This window comes from Flavobacterium sp. Leaf82, assembly GCF_001422725.1.
Taxonomy (GTDB): domain Bacteria; phylum Bacteroidota; class Bacteroidia; order Flavobacteriales; family Flavobacteriaceae; genus Flavobacterium.
In genome coordinates this window covers 76657-96524 of sequence record NZ_LMMA01000037.1, presented here as the reverse complement: position 1 = coordinate 96524, position 19868 = coordinate 76657, and the positions used below count along the sequence as shown (strand labels likewise).

Below are 19868 nucleotides of genomic sequence, written 5' to 3'. Positions count from 1 at the left end.
ATTAATTTAGTTTTGCCATTACATTTATTCCGTTATTTCTATCAGCTTTGTTAAATCTATCACTATCCTTTTCAGTTTTTTCGGCTAATGTAGCTTCATAATAATCAGAGGCTGAACCAATAACAATATTGGCTATCAAACCACCGACACCGGTTTTATCCATAGAAAAATTAAATCTGTTTTTTCCTATAGTATATCTTACAGCACCTTCCAAACTCATTTCTACAGATTCCGTTGCTACACCTACTCCATATTGTGCAGCCCCTTTTGTAATGTTTTGGATACTATTATTTGCAATATTTTCGGTAACACCTACGCCAAGATCCCTTATTACGCCAGAACTTCCTTTTGTAGCAACTGTTGTTGCAATATCTGCACTTGCATTTGCTTCCAGATTTCCTACTACAGGATTAGATGCTTGTTCTCCCATCCATTCTCCAGGGGCATACATTCCCATTGCAACAGTAGCAGATATTACCGCAGATGCTGTTCCTGCTACCGCTGCTGTAGCTACACTAATACCACCTATAAGAAACATTGAACCCATTTGGGCTAGGACTTCTTTAGTATTATTGTCGCTTATTTGCTCTGCAGCATCCAGCGCTATAACGGGATCCATTATAATGTTTATTAATCCGCCCTTGCTACAATTTATGTAAGATCCGTTTAACAATGCATTCCCTTGGTCGATCCTAACCATATTATGAGCATTCTTCCATTCAGCTGTTCCAATAATATCACAATCGTGCGCCATTTTGTACATTCCTACTGCGCCTGATACTACACCTATTGCACAGGCAGCAACTATAACTACTAGCGTTGCTCCGCCGGTTAGTACTACTGCAGCTGCCAGTGCAATACCAAGGCATAATGCTTGTAGTCCTCCCCAAAATTTTGCCGGATTTTTACAGCCAAATGGTCCTGAGAGTTTTTTATCATAAATATTAAGCAGGGGTTGTCCTTTTGCAAGGTGAAAAGTATGGGGCGTTCTGGTAATGCCTAATTTTTGTGGAGTTCCGTTGGTCATCATGGTACATATTACCGTTGTTTCCTGTGGTACAAATGATTCAGCCATTATAGATCTATTTTTTTTAGTTTATATTCTACCACTATTTGTATATTATTTTTTACTTGTTCGATCATTGTTACTTCAGCACTTTCTATCCATTGGTCTTTGGTATTTATAATGCTGCGCTCGCGATAGCTAAAACTAAACTCAGAAAATTTATATTTTATTAATGGTTTGTACGTATCGTTATACATTTGTTCCAGTTGGGCTGCGTTGTAATTTTTACGTGATAAATTACCTACTTTTCGTATTGCAATTTCATCTTCGGATTCTGAGAGGATGTCCTGCCTAAAGTCAAGTTCTAATGCTATTCCTGAAAATAATTGTGAATAGAAAGGTCGTTTGTAGGGCTCAAATAAATCCTTTTTGACAACCAGATATTTATCAAAAAACAATTGATAAAAAAGTTTACTCTCCAGATCTGTTATTAATTTATCTTGGGCAAGAATCTGATTTCCTGCTAAGGTTATAAATTGATCAAAATCTCCCTTGTTTTTTTCTAATCGTATAAAATCATATTTAGCTCTTATGTCTTCTTTGAGTTGGAGCCATTTTTCGATGATTTTAGCATGATTCATTATTCTGCTAATCTTTCCTGTATTTGCATTTACCAATAGTATAGCATCATTTTTTACGTTTTCGATATCGTTTAAAAGAACTATGATTTTCTCCATTTGCTCCGGTTGCATGTGCAAAATATTTTCGGTCATTTGCATTTTTACAAAAAGCCTGTTTTCTGCATTATGTTTCCCTATTATAAATTCTGTTTTGGTAACAGCATGGTTTTGTACAATACCATTAATTTTAGTAATTACAGTTTGTTCGCATCTGTATCTTGCTTGTTTTTCAAAGATCAGGTCATCTGTGATTCTTTTATATTGTAAATTTTCGGGAATAATTTCTCTCTCAGTATCTTTTACGGGAATTATTACACTTTGTAAATGTTCTACATATTCGGTTCCAAATAGTGATTTAAATATCCGCAGATTTGGATTCAATTCCTTGATTTCCTCAGCAGTCACGCTAAATTTGGCTGCAATTTCTAATAGTTTTTCGTCTCCCCTTAATTTGTATGTTTCCAGTATCATTATATTTGAGATTTAGAATAGTACTATTTTTTATAAAAATAAGAAGTGAAGTAACAAACAAACAGGGTCAATAAGTCATAAGAACAATAGAATAGGGTTAATGTTATGGTGATTAAAAGATCCTGTAAGGATGAGTTTGCAGGATTTTTTTAAAGGATTTTATATACAAATATTCCCTTTTGTCTGTTAGATTTTTTAGAACAAAAAAAGCCCCGTAAGTTAAACTTACGGGGCTTAGTATAAAAATAACTTTATAAGTTATTTCTTATTTGATCATCTCAAAACTTCTTTTTACAAAAGCTGTTAACGCTTCTCCTTTTAAAAGGTTTTGCGATAATTTAGCTAAGTCTAAAGCTTGTTTTACCAAGTGTTCCTGATGTGTTTTATCTTCGGTATTTAAGATATTTGTAGCTAAATCTGAGTTTGTGTTTACAACAAGATTATACATTTCTGGCATATTTCCCATTCCAAACATTCCGCCACCGCCTGATTGGCTCATTTCTTTCATTCTACGCATAAATTCTGGTTGCGTGATAATAAAAGGAGCAGCCTGACTATCCATAGCTTCAAGTTGAACGCTATACGCTTTAGGAATATAAGCTTCTAATGAAGTTTTTAAAGTTTCTTTTTCTTCATCTGATAGCTTAGAAATCGTGTTTTCGTCTTTTTTGATTAGATTATCAACATGATCAGAATCTACACGAACAAAAGTTACGTCTTTGTTATCACCTTCGATTTTTTGAATCAAATGTGAGATAATAGGAGAGTCTAAAAGTAATACTTCGTATCCTTTATCTTTTGCTGTTTGAATATAAGAGTGTTGAGCATCTTTGTTTCCGGCATAAAGAAAAACTAATTTCCCGTCTTTATCAGTTTGGTTTTCTTTTAAATTCTCTTTTAATTCTTCAAGAGTAAAGTATTTATCATCAACTGTTGGATATAAAACAAACGCACCTGCTTTTTCGTAGAATTTATCTTCAGAAAGCATTCCGTATTCTAAAACGATTTTGATGTCGTTCCATTTAGCTTCAAAGTCAGCACGATTTTCGTTGAATAATGCTTTTAGTTTATCAGCAACTTTACGGGTAATGTAGTTCGAGATTTTCTTAACTGCACCATCAGCCTGTAAACCGGAACGAGAAACGTTTAAGGGGATATCCGGTGAATCGATAACACCTTTTAGCATTGTTAAAAATTCAGGTACAATTCCTTCTACGTTATCAGTAACGTAAACCTGGTTTTGGTACAATTGAATTTTATCTTTCTGGATTTGCATATCCGAACCTAATTTAGGGAAATATAAAATTCCGGTAAGGTTAAAAGGATAATCTACATTTAAGTGAATATTAAACAACGGATCTTCAAATTGCATTGGATACAATTCTCTGTAGAATTTTTTGTAATCTTCATCAGATAATTCCGTTGGTTGTTTTGTCCAGGCCGGATTTGGATTATTGATGATATTATCAACTTCAAAAGTTTCGTTTATGTAATCTTCAGGAGCATCTTCCGGTTTTGGAAGTGTTTCTGTTCTAGTTCCAAATTTAATTGGAATAGGCATAAACTTATTATATTTATTTAATAAGCCGCTGATTTTAGAATCTTCTAAAAATTCAAGAGAGTCTTCAGCAATATGCAGGATGATTTCAGTACCACGTGAAGTTTTGTCAGCAGGCTCTAAAGTAAACTCAGGGCTACCATCGCAAGTCCAGTGTGCAGCTGGTTCATCTTTGTATGATTTAGTTATGATTTCTACTTTTTCAGCAACCATAAAAGCAGAGTAAAACCCAAGACCAAAGTGACCAATAATTCCAGAATCTTTAGCAGAATCTTTGTATTTATCAAGGAATTCTTCGGCTCCAGAAAAAGCAACCTGGTTAATGTATTTTTCAACTTCATCAGCTGTCATACCTAATCCCTGGTCGATAATGTGGATTTTTTTACCTTCTTTATCAATTTTAATTTCGATAACAGGATTTCCGAATTCTACTTTAGCTTCTCCTATACTAATTAAGTGTTTTAGCTTTAAAGTCGCGTCGGTTCCGTTTGAAATTAACTCACGTAAAAAGATTTCGTGATCGCTATACAAGAATTTTTTGATTAAGGGAAAGATGTTTTCTACCGAAACATTAATTTTACCTGTTGTCATATTTTTATTATTTTTTTAGTTTAAAGTGATGATTTTCATTTATTCAAATAGAATACCAATTGTTTTTTGGGTGACAAAATGTCGGAAGTGTTAATTTTGAAAGAAAATAATTAGATTCTAAAACAAAAGATATTCTTATGAATTGTATCTTTGTCATATAATAATTGTTAAATAAGTAAGTATTAACTTAAAAAAATGTACAAAATGAAGAAAATCATTTTCATTTGCATGATCGCCACGATGTTATTCGCGTGTAAATCAGCTTCGTCTACCGCTTCAACAGAAGCCACTACACTATCTACTAAACTTGACAGACCTACTCAAGTAGCTATTAAAGGAAATTGGGTTTTAACCAATGTATCTTATGCGGGTTCTGACTATATTAAAGTAACTTCTTTTGATCTTGCTGATTCTAAATGTTTTATTGGAAGTACCTGGAATTTTATTTCAAACAACAATAAAGGAACTATGACTTTAACTTCTGCAAGTTGTACAGCTTTTACTTCGCCAATCGTATGGAGTATCAATAATCAGGGACTTTTTGTTCTTAAGATTGTTAATCCCGGAACGAAATCAAAAAATGTTAGAGATGGTTACTTATTAAAAGTTGCTGGTTTAACTGATACATCATTTCAGTTAATCGATAATATTAATGTTGGTGGACAAACTAAGGATGTTACTTACCAATTTCAAAGAGCTAATTAAAAAATAAAAATATATAATATGAAAAAGATAACAGTTTTAGGTTTGAGTAGTTTACTTGTATTAGTAAGTTTCTTTGCAAGTTGCGATTCAGTAAAAAACGCTAACAATACACAAAAAGGAGCTGGAATTGGAGTAGTTGCCGGTGGTCTTATTGGTGGTATTCTTGGAAATAATTTAGGAAAAGGCGGAAACACTGCTTTAGGAGCTGCAATTGGAGCTGCTGTAGGTGGTGGAACTGGTGCTCTTATTGGAAACAAAATGGATAAACAAGCCCGTCAAATTGATCAGGCTTTACCAGGTGCTTCTGTAGAAAGAGTTGGAGAAGGAATTCACTTGACTTTAAATGAAAATTCTGTTCGTTTTGATACTAACAAATCAACATTAACTCCACAAGCAAAAACAAATTTAGATAAATTGGTTTCTGTATTTAATGAGTACGGAGATACTGATATTCAAATTTTTGGTTATACTGATAATACAGGAAAACCAGAATATAACTTAACACTTTCAGGACAAAGAGCAGCATCTGTGCAAGCTTATTTAGTTGCAAAAGGATTAAAATCAAGCCGTTTCAAAACTTCTGGTTTAGGAATCGCTGAACCTATTGCTACAAATGATACTCCTGAAGGAAGAGCTCAAAACCGTCGTGTAGAGTTTTCTATTACTGCAAATGACAAAATGGTAAACGACGCAAAAACTGAAGCTGGTAAATAGTTTCAAACGCAATAAAATTTCTTAAAAGCTGTTTCATAATTGAAGCAGCTTTTTTTTGACTTTAGAAATTAAACATTGTAAATTTGAACTTTCAAATACAACCCATGCTCGACATTCAGAATATTTCTTTTTCGTATACCGAAAGCCCTGTTATAAAAAACGTTTCTTTTACCATAAATAAAGGCGAGAATATTGCTATTATTGGTGAAAGCGGCTGCGGAAAAAGTACACTTTTAAAATTAATGTACGGTTTATATGACTTAGATGAAGGTAAGATCTTTTATAACGACAAGCCCATTTTAGGTCCTAAATACAATTTGATCCCGGGAATGCCTTTTATGAAATATCTGGCACAGGATTTTGATTTGTCTCCTTTTGAAACGGTAGCTGAAAATGTTGGGAAGTTTCTTTCGAATGGTTTTGCCAATATGAAAAAACTACGCGTTCAGGAATTATTGGAAATGGTAGAAATGGAGCAATTCTCTAATGTAAAAGCGAAGTTTTTAAGTGGAGGACAGCAACAAAGAGTGGCTTTGGTGAGAGTTTTGGCTTTAGAGCCAGAAGTAATTTTGCTTGATGAACCTTTTAGCCAAATCGATGCTTTTCGTAAAAATGCTTTACGCCGAAATTTATTTAGATATTTAAAGCAAAAAGGAATTACTTGTATTATCGCAACTCACGATAGTACCGATGCCTTATCATTTGCTGATGAAGCTATTGTTATGCGAAATGGTGAAGTTATCGTAAAAGATAACCCGACGAAGATATATGAAGATCCGGAAACTAAATATGTGGCTTCGCTTTTTGGTGAAGTAAATGAAATTCCTACTCATTTGCTATTGCCATATGAAGATCAGTCACATAAAACATTGGTATATCCGCATCAGTTTAAAATGGTAGCAGAATCAGATTTGCCGGTAAAAATCAGAAGAACTTATTTTAGAGGAAATCATTTTTTAATTGAAACTGTTTATAAAAGACAACTCGTTTTTTTTGAAAGTGAGATTGATCTTCCTCTGGAACAGGAAATATTTTTAGGTTTAAATTATCTTTAATTAGATAATTTGTCAATTAGAAAATTAGATAATTTTTATCTGTAAAATAAAAACCCGACAGCTTAATCACTGTCGGGTTTCTTTTTATAATCAATTTTATAATCTAGTTTTTTAAGTATTTTTCTAAGAATTGATCTTGCTCCCAAAGCAGGTGTAAAATATTTTCTTTGGTAACATAACTATGTGCTTCTTTAGGTAAAATTACCATTCTTGTTGTTGCCCCTAAACCTTTTAAGGCTTGATAATAACGTTCTGTCTGCAAAGTAAAAGTTCCGGGATTATTATCTGCTTCACCATGAACTAATAAAAGTGGTGTTTTCATTTTATCTGCATTCATAAAAGGAGACATTGCAGTATAAACTTCAGGAACTTCCCAATAATTACGTTGCTCAGTCTGGAAACCAAACGGAGTTAAAGTTCTGTTGTAAGCTCCGCTTCTTGCAATTCCGCACGCAAATAAATTAGAATGTGTCAATAAATTTGCCGTCATAAAAGCTCCGTAAGAATGTCCTCCCACGGCTACTTTTTTGCGGTTAATATATCCTAAAGCGTCAACAGCATCAATTGCTGCTGCTGCATTATCTACTAATTGAGATATAAAATTGTCGTTAGGTTCTGTAGTTCCTTCGCCAATAATTGGGAAAGCAGCATCATCTAAAACCGCATATCCTTTGGTTACCCAATATACAAACGATCCGTAATAAGGAGTTGTAAATTCGTTTGAGTTTTGTGTCGATTGTCCGGCGCTGTTTTTGTCTTTATATTCAGCTGGATACGCCCAGATTAATAAAGGTAATTTTTCTTTCTTTGCTTTGTCGTAACCTGCAGGCAAATATAAGGTTCCGGAAAGTTCAACACCATCTTTACGCTTGTACTTGATTACTTCTTTGCTAACATCTTTAATGCTTTCAAACGGATTTGGGAAATAAGTAATTGGCGTTAAGCTGTTTTGTTTTTTAATGTTTCTAAAATAATAATTAGGATATTCACTCTTAGACTGAATCTGAACTAAAACTTTGCCGGTTTTAAAATCTTCAATACCTAATAAATCCTCTTTTTTATCTTTATAAGTCGACGTATAAAGGCGTTTAGACTGCAATGTTTTTAGATTAAATTCAGCAATAAAAGGAAACTGACCTTCTTTTGTATATCCTTCACCAATGCGATAAGCATTGTCTTTTTCGATCGCTAAGACATATTTATTGTATTCATTTTTCTTAGTTTCAAAAACTCCCGGATCTGAATACACATCTTGTTGGTTTCTGTCTGTAATTACTTTTGCCTGTTGGGCAGGATTTGACGGATTAATTAAATACGTTTTTGTATTACGGGTATCGTACCATTCGTCAGTAAGAAAAGCAATATTGTCATTTCCCCAAATAATATCATTGTAGCGTTGAGGTACTTTTACCAATGTTGTTGGATTGTTTGCGAAAGGCGCATCCCATAGAAAAACTTCGTCTCTAAATTCAACTTTATTAGCTGGATTTCCTTCGTCTAAAGCTACAACATAAGATAAAGTCGCTGGTTTATCATTTCTCCAGGTCATTTCTCTTTTTCCTTTACGAACTGCCATAAAACCTTTTGGAATTACTTCGTTTAAAGGAACTTCGTTTACCGTTTTAACCTCTTTTCCTCTTGCATCGTAAACAATTGTTTTAGATGGAAATCTGTTTAAAGGAACAACATATGAAAACGGTTTTTGTATTGTAGTTAACATAATATAATTACCATCCGGCGAAATTTTTTCTCCGGCGTACATTGCTGCTTCCTTAAACAAAGTAGCAGTTCCGTTAAGGTTTACTTTATACAGTTCAGAAGTCATGATATTCTCAAAATTAATTTCATCATTCTGATTTTTCAACATATCAGGATAAGTTCTGTTTTGAGATTTTGCTCCGGATGTGTTCGAGATAATTGGCCCGGTTGGTAAGTCTTTTTTAGAGTCTAATAATGGTTTTCTGTCTTTTGGAAGCATTTTTACCAAGATAGTTTCATTGTCTAAAAACCAGCTAAACGGATTACCAAGGTTTGCATTTACAGTCGCATCTGTAAGTTTTGTTGCTTTTGCAGTGGCTACATCTACAACCCAAAGTTCTACGCCTGTACTTGTTGTATGCGAGAACAAAATTTTCTTGTCGTTTGGTGACCAGAGAACATTGGTTATTTTTGGATTTTCCGGTAAACCTGTAACCTGAATTTCGTCTTTTGCACTAATTTTTCTTAACTTAAGATTGATTGTATACGTTGCTGTACTCGAAATATTTGTTACCGGATTAATTCTCAAACCACCTAAGCGAAGTTCATCCTGATTAAGATCGTCCAATGTTTTATAGGTGTTTCTATAAAGGAGCAACATATTCTCTTTTTTGGTATCCATAGACACGAGTGGAGCTTTTTGGTAGTCCGCTAAATCTAATATAGATTTTGATGGTTTTTGGTAGGTTAAATTTTCCTGAGCAAAGGCAAAAAAGCCAATGTTAAGAAATAATAGGAGTGTAACCTTTAATTTCATAATTTGAATTTTAGGAGTTTAAAAATGGTATTCGTTATGTTTGACTAAAGTAATTGAATCTTGTTACATTTTATGGGTTATTTTTCATAGTTTTCATCATTTAGATGTAAAAACTGATTTTTCAAAATGTAAATAGTCTTAATTCGATATATAATTAAAGTATATTAAATTGTCAATTACGAAAAAAACACTAATTTGTACGCTAATGATTTAAAGTATACTTAAATTTGCATTCCAAATTTTTAACAAATAACAAAAGAATATGTATCATTCAAAAATAGCGGGCTTAGGATATTATGTTCCTTCCAATGTTGTGACCAACGACGATTTGTCTAAAATTATTGATACCAATGATGAATGGATTCAGGAGCGAACAGGAATTCAGGAACGCAGACATATTATTCGTGGAGAAGATACCACAACTACAATGGGGGTAAAAGCAGCTAAAATTGCTATAGAACGTTCTGGCGTGGCCAAAGAAGATATTGATTTTGTAGTTTTCGCTACATTAAGTCCTGATTACTATTTTCCAGGACCTGGAGTTTTAGTACAACGTGATTTAGGATTAAGAACAGTTGGCGCATTAGATGTAAGAAACCAGTGTTCCGGATTTGTTTATGCAATATCTGTTGCAGATCAATACATTAAAACCGGAATGTATAAAAACATTTTGGTGATTGGTTCTGAAGTTCATTCTACAGGATTAGATATGACAACACGTGGTCGTGGAGTATCTGTAATTTTTGGAGATGGGGCAGGAGCAGCAGTTTTGAGCCGTGAAGAAGATTTAACAAAAGGAATTCTATCTACTCACTTGCATTCAGAAGGACAACACGCAGAGGAATTAGCTTTGCAGGCACCGGGAATGGGAGCGCGTTGGGTAACCGATATTTTAGCAGATAATGACCCGAATGACGAAAGTTATTATCCATACATGAACGGACAATTTGTATTTAAAAATGCAGTAGTTCGTTTTGCAGAAGTAATCAACGAAGGATTAGAAGCAAACGGTTTACAGGTTTCAGATATTGATATGTTGATTCCGCATCAGGCAAATTTGAGAATTTCACAATTCATTCAAAACAAATTTAAACTGACGGATGATCAGGTTCACAATAATATCCAGAAATATGGTAATACAACCGCAGCCTCAATTCCAATCGCTTTGACAGAAGCTTGGGAACAAGGAAAGATAAAATCCGGAGATACAGTTGTTTTAGCAGCTTTTGGTAGTGGTTTTACCTGGGCAAGCGCAATTATTAAATGGTAAATTAATTCATCTTGCATTATATTTTTAAAACCTGCTCTTTTTTAGAGCAGGTTTTTTTATACTTTCGTATTGAATTATGTAGTTTTTGTTATTTCGACGCAAGGAGAAATCGCACTTGTGACTCGACAATGATTATGGATTTTCTAATGTGATTTCTCCTTGCGTCGAAATGACAAACTAGTTGGTGAAGAATGACAAAATTTGTATGAAAAATTAAATGAAAATGAAAAAAAATCAACTTGAAATTGCCTGTTTTACGTATGAATCGGCAATAATTGCGCAAGACAATGGTGCAGACAGAATCGAGTTATGCGAAAATATGCAACTTGGAGGAACAACACCAAATGCGGTTCTGGCGGTTAGGGTTCGTGAAATTCTTTCGATTAAAATGCATGTTATTATAAGACCTCGTGGCGGTGATTTTGTATATACAGATGAAGAATTTGTAGAAATGAAGCAAGATTTAAAACACTTAAAAAAATTGGGCGTTGATGGTTTTGTTTTCGGAATTTTAAATCCTGACGGAAGTATCAATAAAAAACAAAATCAGGAATTAGTCAATTTGGCGAGTCCGCTTTCTTGTACCTTTCATCGTGCTTTTGATGTTGTTAATTCTATAGAACAAGCACTTGAGGACGTCATTGATTGTGGTTTTCAAACTATCCTGACTTCCGGAAGAGGAAAAAATGTCGAAGAAGGAATTGATGATCTTGAAATGATTCAGAAACTTGCCAATGACCGAATCGAAATTATGCCTGGCGGAGGTTTACGATCTTCGAATATTAAATTTTTACAGGAAAAATTAGAACCAACTTTTTATCATTCATCTGCTATTACAGGCAATACAGAAACAGCAAATCCGGAAGAAGTAAAAGAATTGCGAAATTTTCTATAGTCATTCCCTAAAATAAGAAAAGCCTGAAGTTGGCAAACTCCAGGCTTTTCCTTTCTACAAGAACTATTAAAATCTACTATTAAAAGTGGGATTAAAACATTCCGCCGCCACCTTTACTAGTGTTATCTTCTCTTTGTTTACGCTCTAAATTTTTGATTTTTGCACCACCAAAATTATACGTTAAACCTAAATAAACAGTTTGACTTTCCCATTTAAATTGTCCTTCATGTGCATAAGGATACATAGCATCAAATGAATATTTCATTGTATTAAAGACATCATTAAAACGTAAACTGATGTTCATCTTACTGTCTAACAATGTATAACGCGAACCTATGTCCATTTTGTACATTTCATTGCTATTATTTTGAAGACCGTCAACTCCACCTCTGTAAAAACCAAATAATAAAAAGCTTAAACGCTTGTTTACTTTAAAGTTTGAGTTCATACGACCATTGAATGCTGCAACTGTAACTTTTCTTTCAAAAGGATTACTTGTTTGTGTTACAGGATCGTATTTAAACACAACTCCTTGTTGATTAATGCTTGAGAAATCAATAGAAGGCTGGATATCCCACCATTTTGTAATTTTGTAATTAAACGAAACCTCAAAACCATAAGATGTATTATGATCATAGTTTGTATAAGTCAAAATTTGTTTGTTACCAGTTGGATCTGTATCGTCCGGGTATAAAATTCTACTAATTTGATCATTGATACTTCTGTAAAAAACACCTGTTGTAAAACTTCCTTTTTCAAGAGTTTTAGTATAATTTACTTCGACAGAATTTGTAAACTGAGGTCTTAATTCAGGATTTCCTAATGAGGTAACTAACGGAGTAGAAAACTCACGAATAGGTTTTGTCTGCTCTAAACTAGGGCGGTCTACACGACGGCTGTAGCTAAATTGCAAAGTGTTTTTTTCGTTCAGGTTATACGTAAAATAAGCCGAAGGATATAAAGTAATATAATCATCATTGAATTTTTCAAGACCCTGATTTAAATTAGCGACAACTTTATAACTTTCAAAACGACCACCAACCTGATAGCTGAATTTTTTAAATTTCTGACCAAATGTTAGATAAGCCGAATAAATATCAGTATCATAAGTATAAACAGAAACCGGAAGTGCTGCAAGCGGATTCCCTGTACTATAATAATTATCTGTTTTAGTAAGTCTGGCTTCGGCACCTGCTTCAAGCGTTGTTTTGTCATTTAAAGGATTTACATAATCTACATTCAGAGTAGTCAATTTACGTGTTCCTTTTATGTAATCATCATAAATAACATTGTTTTGAGTATTGTCGTTATTTATAGACTGAGTATCAAAAGAAGCATAATTAGTTTCTTTATTATCACTATAGTTCCCTTCAAAATCTAAAGTATGACCTTCTTTTTTAAAGATGTGTTTGTATGCTAAATTGTAAGTTCCAACATTATCCGGTCCTGAATATTTAGATTTCTGAAAAATACTTGCAACATCAGAACCTGTTACATTATTATAGTCAATGGCAGTATCTACATAACCTTTACCATTTGATTTGTTTTGATTCGTATAAAAAGATAATGTGTTATGATCATTTATTAAATAATCCATCCCAATTTTATACAAATAAGAATCGTTGTCGTTTATAACATCAATTTTCTGAACTACACTTGGATCAAATCTTTTAATGAAACCATCATTGTAATACGTTCCAAAGTTTTGTCCCACATTTCCAAAGAAATTTACTTTTCCGGTTTTGTAATTCAAGTTTAAAGATTGGTTGTATTTAGCCGTTTCTCCAAAAGTGATTCCGCCACTGTAACTTCCGTTAAAACCAGTATTTGCATTTTTGTGTAAAACGATATTGATGATTCCTGACATTCCTTCCGGATTGTATTTTGCACTAGGATTTGTAATCAATTCGATTTTTTTGATCGAAGTCGATGGAATTTGTTTTAATAATTGTGCAGGATCAATATTTGAGGGTCTTCCGTCAATTAATACACGAACATTGTCATTTCCGCGAAGCGAAAGTTTTCCGTCCTGATCTACATTTACAGATGGAATATTATTCATAATATCTGATGCCGAAGCTCCGGCAGTAGTTAAATCTTTTCCGACTGTGATTACTTTTCGGTCAATTTTCTGTTCTATTGTCGAGCGGTCACTTACGATATTTACACCTTTAAGCTGAGTAGCTTCTTCTTCAAGAGAAACATTTACTGTAGCTGTTTTTTTATTGTCACTTAAAATAAGTGAACCTGTATATTTTTTAAATCCAATGTATTGAATTTCGATAGTGTAACTTTTTAAAGCCAGATTTTTAATAGAGAAATCTCCATTGTCATCCGTGTTAACTCCTGTAACTACTTTACCGTTATCTTTTATTGAAACTGTCGCGTAAGAAATAGCCGCGTTATTCGACTTCTCTGTAATCTTTCCAGAAACTGTTCCTGTGTTCTGGGCTTGTGCTGTTGCAATTACACCTAGTAACGCGAACAGAAAGAATTTTAATTTCATAAGTACTAATTGATTATTTTGATTTGATTGATGATGATTGTGTTTTTGTTTTTTGTTAATTTTTTTTTCTTGAAAATGAATTCTAATTTCTTATTAAGACTCTTCTGTGGTCGATATGTTACAGGAAATCATGAAAATTTTTTAGTTTTTTTTAAGAAAGGCTGTTTTTTAATAGATTAGCATATTAATTTTTTGATAATTTTAACAATCATTTTAAAATCCTTTTTGATAAATTCTAATTGATTTGTTCTATTTTATATGTTTTTCATTTTCTGTAATTGATGAATAAGCAGTATCTTTGCTCACTTTAAAAATAAGTTTACATGTCATTATCACAAATTCTTACACCTTCTATACAAAAAGCAATACAAGCATTATTTGATGTTACTGTTGATAAAATCGAATTTCAAACTACCAGAAAAGAGTTTGAAGGCGATATTACAATGGTCATTTTTCCTTTATTAAAAGTGATTAAAAGCAATCCTGTAGAATTAGGAAATAAAATAGGAAATTATTTAGTCGAAAATCTTCCGGAAGTAGCACGTTTTAATGTTGTTTCGGGCTTTTTGAATATTGTAATTGCAGATAGTTATTATTTGAATTTCTTTAATGAGATAAGAGACAATCACAAATTTGGATATGTAACGCCAAATGCGGATGATAAAGCAATTATGGTCGAATATTCTTCGCCTAATACCAATAAACCATTACACTTAGGTCACGTTCGTAACAATTTGTTGGGATATTCTGTAGCCGAAATTATCAAAGCTTCTGGTAAAAAAGTGTACAAAACACAAATCATCAACGACCGTGGAATTCATATTTGTAAATCGATGCTCGCTTGGGAAAGATTTGGAGATGGAGAAACTCCGCAAAGTTCAGGTTTAAAAGGAGATAAATTAGTTGGTAAATATTATGTTGAGTTTGATAAAGCTTATAAAGCTGAGATTTCTCAATTAATGGAAACCGGTAAAACTGAAGAAGAAGCAAAAAAACAAGCTCCGATTATTGTTGAGGCACAAGAAATGCTTAAAAAATGGGAAGCTGGTGATGAAGCAGTAATTTCGCTTTGGAAAAAAATGAACGAATGGGTTTATGAAGGTTTTGCTACGACTTATACTAATCTTGGGGTTAATTTTGATAAATATTATTATGAAAGTAATACGTATTTATTAGGTAAAGATGTTGTTCAGATAGGTCTTGATAGTGGTGTTTTCGAAAAAGATCCTGATGGTTCTGTTTGGATTGATCTAACAGATGAAGGTCTGGATCGTAAAATTGTTTTGCGTTCTGACGGAACTGCTGTTTATATGACACAAGATATAGGAACTGCAATTCAGCGTGTAAAAGATATGCCGGATGTTGGCGGAATGGTTTATACAGTTGGTAACGAGCAAGATTATCACTTTAAAGTATTGTTCCTGATCCTGAAAAAATTAGGTTTTGACTGGGCTTCAAGCTTATATCATTTATCATACGGAATGGTTGATTTACCATCTGGAAAAATGAAAAGCCGTGAAGGAACTGTTGTAGATGCAGATGATTTGATGCAGGATATGACAGATACAGCAAAACAAATTTCTGAAGATCTTGGAAAGTTAGACAGTTATTCTCCTGAAGAGAAAGCGAAATTGTACAAAACAATTGGACTTGGAGCTTTAAAATATTACATATTAAAAGTAGATCCTAAAAAACGTATTTTGTTTAATCCGGAAGAATCAGTTGATTTTGCAGGAAATACAGGTCCGTTTATTCAATATACATATGCAAGAATTCAATCTATTATCCGTAAAGCAGATTTTGATTTCTCCGCTAAAACAAATACCGAAGAATTACACGAGAAAGAAAAAGAATTGGTAAAACAAATCGAGCTTTTCCCGGAAGTAATTCAAAATGCAGCGCAAAACCACAGTCCTGCATTAATTGCAAATTATACCTATGATTTGGTAAAAGAATACAACTCTTTTTATCAATCTGTTCATATCTTAGGAGAAGTAGATTTGACTAAAAAGATATTTAGAGTGCAGCTTTCCCAAAAAGTAGCCGAAGTTATAAAATCTGCTTTTACTTTGTTAGGAATTGAGGTTCCTGAGAGAATGTAAAACATAACTAAAACATCTAAAAAGCCGATAATTGATCATCAATTGTCGGCTTTTTGTTTTTAGTTTGATTATCTAAAAAAGTTATTTTAGTGTTAATTTTCGTACAATATAGTGTTGTTTTAATTTTATGTAGTAATTTTCCACTGTTTTAAAGTAAGAAGATTCTACTCTTATGTCATTTATGAATTATATAAGAAAAACAAATAAAAACACTCTGATATATTTATCTATTTTGAATTAGTACACTTTTAGAAAAATAAAGGGTTGAGCCGGCTAAAGAAATTTAGCCGGCTTTTTTTATGGATAAAATCAGACAAGTATGTATTGCCTACACTTCGTACTAAGATGATAATTTGATTTTACGCGATCGCCTTGCAAAAAAAATATTTTTAGAATTATTCTTACATTTCTTAGGATTCCTCTAAAGATCAATAGTTTACTGCTTGTTTTGGTTTAAAAAGTAATAATTGGATTACAATTATTTGTGTTAAAATAAATAAAAACCTTGTTAAATTTATATTAATTATATAAGTTGCACTGATAATTCAAAAAAACCAAATAATGAAACAAAAACTAAAAGGATTTATGATACTGTTTTTTGTACTTGTGTTGCAATTTACAGCTGCGCAGGAAAAAAAAATTACAGGAATAGTTTCAGATAACAGCGGAATACCTTTACCCGGCGTTACTGTTTTAATAAAAGGTACACAATCAGGTGTGCAAACTGATTTTGATGGAAAATATGCTATTAAGGCAGAATCAAATCAAGTTTTAGTATTTAGTTATATCGGAATGAAAACTCAGGAAATAGCTGCTGGTTCTTCAATCATAAATGTAAAATTAAAAGATGACTCCGTAGAACTTGAAGGCGTTGTAGTAACTACAGCTTTGGGAGTAAAAAGAGAAAAGAAATCTCTGGGTTATGCTTCTCAGCAAATTTCAGGAAAAGATCTAGTAAATAGCGGAGCAGGAAATACAAACGTAGCAAACCTTTTATCAGGTAAAGCTGCAGGTGTCGAAGTTTCAAGAAATACAAATTTTGGAGGTTCTACAAACGTTGTAATTCGAGGGAATAAATCGCTTACAGGAAATAATCAGGCTTTGTGGGTTGTAGACGGAGTTCCTGTTGATAATTCAAACTCCAATACAGCAGAACAAAATTCAGGCCGAGGAGGTTATGATTATGGCAATAGTGCAGCAGATATTAATCAGGAAGATATTGAAAGTATTAATATTCTTAAAGGTGCTGCCGCTACCGCTTTATACGGATCAAGAGCCGCCAACGGAGTAGTAATGGTAACTACAAAAAAAGGGAAAAAAGGCGATGATAAGGTTGGTTTTACTTTTTCGAGCAGTATGACTGTAGGAACAGTTGATAAATCTACTTTTCCTAAATATCAAAATAAATATGGAGCCGGTTACGGTTTTGGAAGTTCTTTTCTGGATAGTAATGCTATACCAACTGTAGATACATCAAACGATGCTTCATATGGTGATGCTTATACGGGTAATTCTGTTTACCAATGGGATTCTTTTACGCCATATTCTAAGAATTACGATAAATCTACTGCATGGAGTGCAGCTCAAAACGGACCAATTACTTTTTTTAAATCGGCACTAACAAATACAAATAGTTTATCTCTGGAAAAATCTACAGATAAGTCAAGTCTTTCGATGTCGTATGTTAATACAATTCAAACAGGAATATTACCAAATAGTGAATTGAAAAAAAATCAGATAAGCGCAAGATTTAGTCAAAAAATAACTGATAAATTGACTGCAAACGCTTATGCAGCTGTAACATTACAAAATACTGTAGGTAGAAATTCTACAGGTTATAGTGATAATATTATTGGAAGTTTTAGACAATGGTGGCAAACAAATGTTGATGTAAAAGAATTGCAAAATGTTTACAATGCATCAGGTGGACAAAATATTACCTGGAACTGGGCAGATCCCAACGCAAATGAGTTAAAACCGGCTTATTGGGATAATCCATATTTTACACGTTATCAAAATTATTCTTCAGATAATAAGACACGTTTATTTAGTTATGCATCCCTTAATTACGAAATAACAAGTTGGTTAAGTGCTTTAGGACGAGTTTCTTTAGATACTTATAATCAGCTTCAGGAAGAAAGAAGAGCTGTAGGTTCTACTGCAACTGGTTTTGGACTGTCTCCAATTGATGAAAAATCCGGGTATCAAAGATACGATGTCAACTTTCAGGAAATCAATTATGATTTTATGCTAAACTTCAATAAAAAATTTGGAGACGATATTAGCCTAACCGGAGTTTTGGGTTCAAACACCAGAAGAAACAAAAGAAATAATGTTCTTTCCTCAACCATTGGAGGTTTAGTTACTCCTGGAATATATGCGTTGTCCAATTCAAGATATGAACTGCCTTTTCCTACTGAAAATAAAGCAGATTGGGGCGTAGATGGTATTTATGCACAAGGTTCGATAGGATACAAGGATACTTATTTTATTGATGCCTCTGTACGAAGAGATGTTTCGTCGACATTACCAAGTAATAATAATGCCTATACTTATCCCGCAATTTCCGGAGCATTATTGTTTTCTAATTTAGTAAAAGCTGAATGGTTAAATTTAGGAAAGTTTAGATTAAACTACGCAGAAGTTGGTAATGATGCAGAGCCGCTAAGTTTAATAAATACCTATAAAAGAAGCTCAAATTTTACAGGAGAGCCAATGTATACTTTGCCAAACACCAATAAAAATCCTAATCTTAAACCTGAAAGAACAAAATCTTTTGAAATTGGTTTAGAGACAAGTGCTTTCAAAAGACGTTTAGGTCTTGATGTTACGTATTACAAGACTAATACTGTAGATCAAATTGTATCAGCTGCAGTTTCCTCTTCATCAGGATTTACCAATGCATGGGTTAATGGAGGAAATATCGAAAATAGTGGTCTGGAAATTCAACTTATGGGAACTCCTGTAAAAACAGAAAACTTTAGTTGGGATATTACTGTAAACTGGTCGAATAATAAAAGCAAGGTTATCTCTTTGCCGGAAGGAGTAGGGAATCTGCAAATCGCTTCTTTTCAGGGTGGAGTTACTATTAATGCAACTAGCGGAGAAGCATACGGATCTATAAAAGGAACAGATTATATCTATACAAATGGTCAGCCAACAGTAGATCAAAAAACGGGTAAATATTTAATATCTGGAACATCAGATAATACGATTGGTAATGTAACTCCGGACTGGATAGGAGGAGTTAGAAACAAGCTTAACTATAAAAATGTTTCGATGAGTTTCTTAATCGATACACAAAAAGGTGGTGATATATTCTCATTAGATATGTATTATGGTCTTGCCAATGGATTATATCCTGAAACAGCAGCAGGAAATGTAAGAGAAAATGGTGTAGTAAATGCCGGAGTTGCTCCTGATGGTTCTCGAAATCTGGTTTCGACTGTAAATAATAATGATACTCCTGATAAAACCGGACCTGGTGTATATTCCAGTAATTACGGATATCAGGCAGCACCAAATAAAGGGTTTATTTATGATGCTTCATACGTAAAATTGAGAGAAGTATCTATTTCATATAATTTTCCTAAAAAAGTGTTTGAAGGTACGTTTGTAAATAGTGCAACATTAAGTTTATTAGGTTCCAATTTATGGATCATTAGTAAAAATTTGCCTTATGCAGATCCTGAAAGTGGATTGTCATCAGGAAATAAATCCAGAGGTTATTCTGTTGGATCATTGCCTACAACAAGAGACATAGGATTCAACTTAACATTTAAATTTTAATAAAAAATATC

Annotated in this window: 12 protein-coding genes; 7 read left to right on the top strand and 5 right to left on the bottom strand. The window is 33.2% G+C overall.

Annotated elements, in window-relative coordinates; all coding sequences use genetic code 11:
• Window position 1: 1 nt before the first annotated feature.
• The 3 genes from ASF10_RS23455 to htpG all read right to left on the bottom strand — a co-directional run bounded on the left by ASF10_RS23455 (window position 2) and on the right by htpG (window position 4306).
• Entirely contained in the window at window positions 2-1075 is a 1074-nt protein-coding gene (locus ASF10_RS23455) for a PAAR-like protein (protein WP_082472501.1), read from the bottom strand.
• Window positions 1075-2157, bottom strand: coding sequence for a hypothetical protein (locus ASF10_RS23450; protein WP_056255062.1), 1083 nt, complete (start codon window positions 2155-2157; stop codon window positions 1075-1077). Before ASF10_RS23450 ends, ASF10_RS23455 begins: the two co-directional genes overlap by 1 nt.
• 265 nt (window positions 2158-2422) lie before the next feature.
• Window positions 2423-4306, bottom strand: coding sequence for a molecular chaperone HtpG (gene htpG / locus ASF10_RS23445; protein WP_056255058.1), 1884 nt, complete (start codon window positions 4304-4306; stop codon window positions 2423-2425).
• Window positions 4307-4510: 204 nt separating this feature from the next.
• Here htpG and ASF10_RS23440 point away from each other — a divergent pair, with 204 nt between their 5' ends.
• From ASF10_RS23440 to ASF10_RS23430, 3 genes are all read left to right on the top strand, one after another.
• Window positions 4511-5011, top strand: coding sequence for a lipocalin family protein (locus ASF10_RS23440; protein ID WP_056255245.1), 501 nt, complete (start codon window positions 4511-4513; stop codon window positions 5009-5011).
• Between the two features lie 18 nt (window positions 5012-5029).
• Complete coding sequence (locus ASF10_RS23435; RefSeq protein WP_056255055.1) at window positions 5030-5725, top strand: OmpA family protein; 696 nt, start codon at window positions 5030-5032, stop codon at window positions 5723-5725.
• 104 nt (window positions 5726-5829) lie between these two features.
• On the top strand, window positions 5830-6780 hold the full coding sequence (locus ASF10_RS23430; protein WP_056255052.1) for an ABC transporter ATP-binding protein: 951 nt from the start codon (window positions 5830-5832) through the stop codon (window positions 6778-6780).
• 103 nt (window positions 6781-6883) lie between these two features.
• On the opposite strand, the gene ASF10_RS23425 is transcribed toward ASF10_RS23430, so the two are convergent.
• On the bottom strand, window positions 6884-9295 hold the full coding sequence (locus ASF10_RS23425) for an alpha/beta hydrolase family protein (protein WP_056255049.1): 2412 nt from the start codon (window positions 9293-9295) through the stop codon (window positions 6884-6886).
• Between the two features lie 262 nt (window positions 9296-9557).
• On the opposite strand from ASF10_RS23425, the gene ASF10_RS23420 reads away from it, so the two are divergent.
• Together ASF10_RS23420 and ASF10_RS23415 are read left to right on the top strand one after the other, a co-directional pair.
• A complete protein-coding gene (locus ASF10_RS23420) occupies window positions 9558-10565 on the top strand; it encodes a 3-oxoacyl-ACP synthase III family protein (RefSeq protein WP_055093260.1) in 1008 nt (335 codons plus the stop codon).
• A gap of 223 nt (window positions 10566-10788) precedes the next feature.
• Window positions 10789-11460 (top strand): copper homeostasis protein CutC, encoded by a 672-nt coding sequence (locus ASF10_RS23415; RefSeq protein WP_056255243.1) that lies wholly within the window; start codon window positions 10789-10791, stop codon window positions 11458-11460.
• Window positions 11461-11551: 91 nt separating this feature from the next.
• Here ASF10_RS23415 and ASF10_RS23410 read toward each other — a convergent pair whose 3' ends face one another.
• Window positions 11552-13966, bottom strand: a complete 2415-nt coding sequence (locus ASF10_RS23410) for a TonB-dependent receptor domain-containing protein (protein ID WP_056255046.1) — start codon at window positions 13964-13966, stop codon at window positions 11552-11554.
• 323 nt (window positions 13967-14289) lie between these two features.
• Between ASF10_RS23410 and argS the strand changes: the two genes are divergently transcribed.
• Both argS and ASF10_RS23400 read left to right on the top strand, forming a co-directional pair.
• Entirely contained in the window at window positions 14290-16068 is a 1779-nt protein-coding gene (gene argS, locus ASF10_RS23405) for an arginine--tRNA ligase (protein ID WP_056255044.1), read from the top strand.
• A 561-nt stretch (window positions 16069-16629) separates the two neighbouring features.
• On the top strand, window positions 16630-19857 hold the full coding sequence (locus tag ASF10_RS23400; RefSeq protein ID WP_056255040.1) for a SusC/RagA family TonB-linked outer membrane protein: 3228 nt from the start codon (window positions 16630-16632) through the stop codon (window positions 19855-19857).
• Window positions 19858-19868 lie beyond the last annotated feature (11 nt).

Excerpts from the sequence above, each read along its gene's own strand:
- ASF10_RS23455 (WP_082472501.1), bottom strand. The coding sequence starts at position 1,075 with ATGGCTGAATCATTTGTACCACAGGAAACAACGGTAATATGTACCATG.
- ASF10_RS23450 (WP_056255062.1), bottom strand. The coding sequence starts at position 2,157 with ATGATACTGGAAACATACAAATTAAGGGGAGACGAAAAACTATTAGAA.
- htpG (WP_056255058.1), bottom strand. The coding sequence starts at position 4,306 with ATGACAACAGGTAAAATTAATGTTTCGGTAGAAAACATCTTTCCCTTA.
- ASF10_RS23440 (WP_056255245.1), top strand. The coding sequence starts at position 4,511 with ATGAAGAAAATCATTTTCATTTGCATGATCGCCACGATGTTATTCGCG.
- ASF10_RS23435 (WP_056255055.1), top strand. The coding sequence starts at position 5,030 with ATGAAAAAGATAACAGTTTTAGGTTTGAGTAGTTTACTTGTATTAGTA.
- ASF10_RS23430 (WP_056255052.1), top strand. The coding sequence starts at position 5,830 with ATGCTCGACATTCAGAATATTTCTTTTTCGTATACCGAAAGCCCTGTT.
- ASF10_RS23425 (WP_056255049.1), bottom strand. The coding sequence starts at position 9,295 with ATGAAATTAAAGGTTACACTCCTATTATTTCTTAACATTGGCTTTTTT.
- ASF10_RS23420 (WP_055093260.1), top strand. The coding sequence starts at position 9,558 with ATGTATCATTCAAAAATAGCGGGCTTAGGATATTATGTTCCTTCCAAT.
- ASF10_RS23415 (WP_056255243.1), top strand. The coding sequence starts at position 10,789 with ATGAAAAAAAATCAACTTGAAATTGCCTGTTTTACGTATGAATCGGCA.
- ASF10_RS23410 (WP_056255046.1), bottom strand. The coding sequence starts at position 13,966 with ATGAAATTAAAATTCTTTCTGTTCGCGTTACTAGGTGTAATTGCAACA.
- argS (WP_056255044.1), top strand. The coding sequence starts at position 14,290 with ATGTCATTATCACAAATTCTTACACCTTCTATACAAAAAGCAATACAA.
- ASF10_RS23400 (WP_056255040.1), top strand. The coding sequence starts at position 16,630 with ATGAAACAAAAACTAAAAGGATTTATGATACTGTTTTTTGTACTTGTG.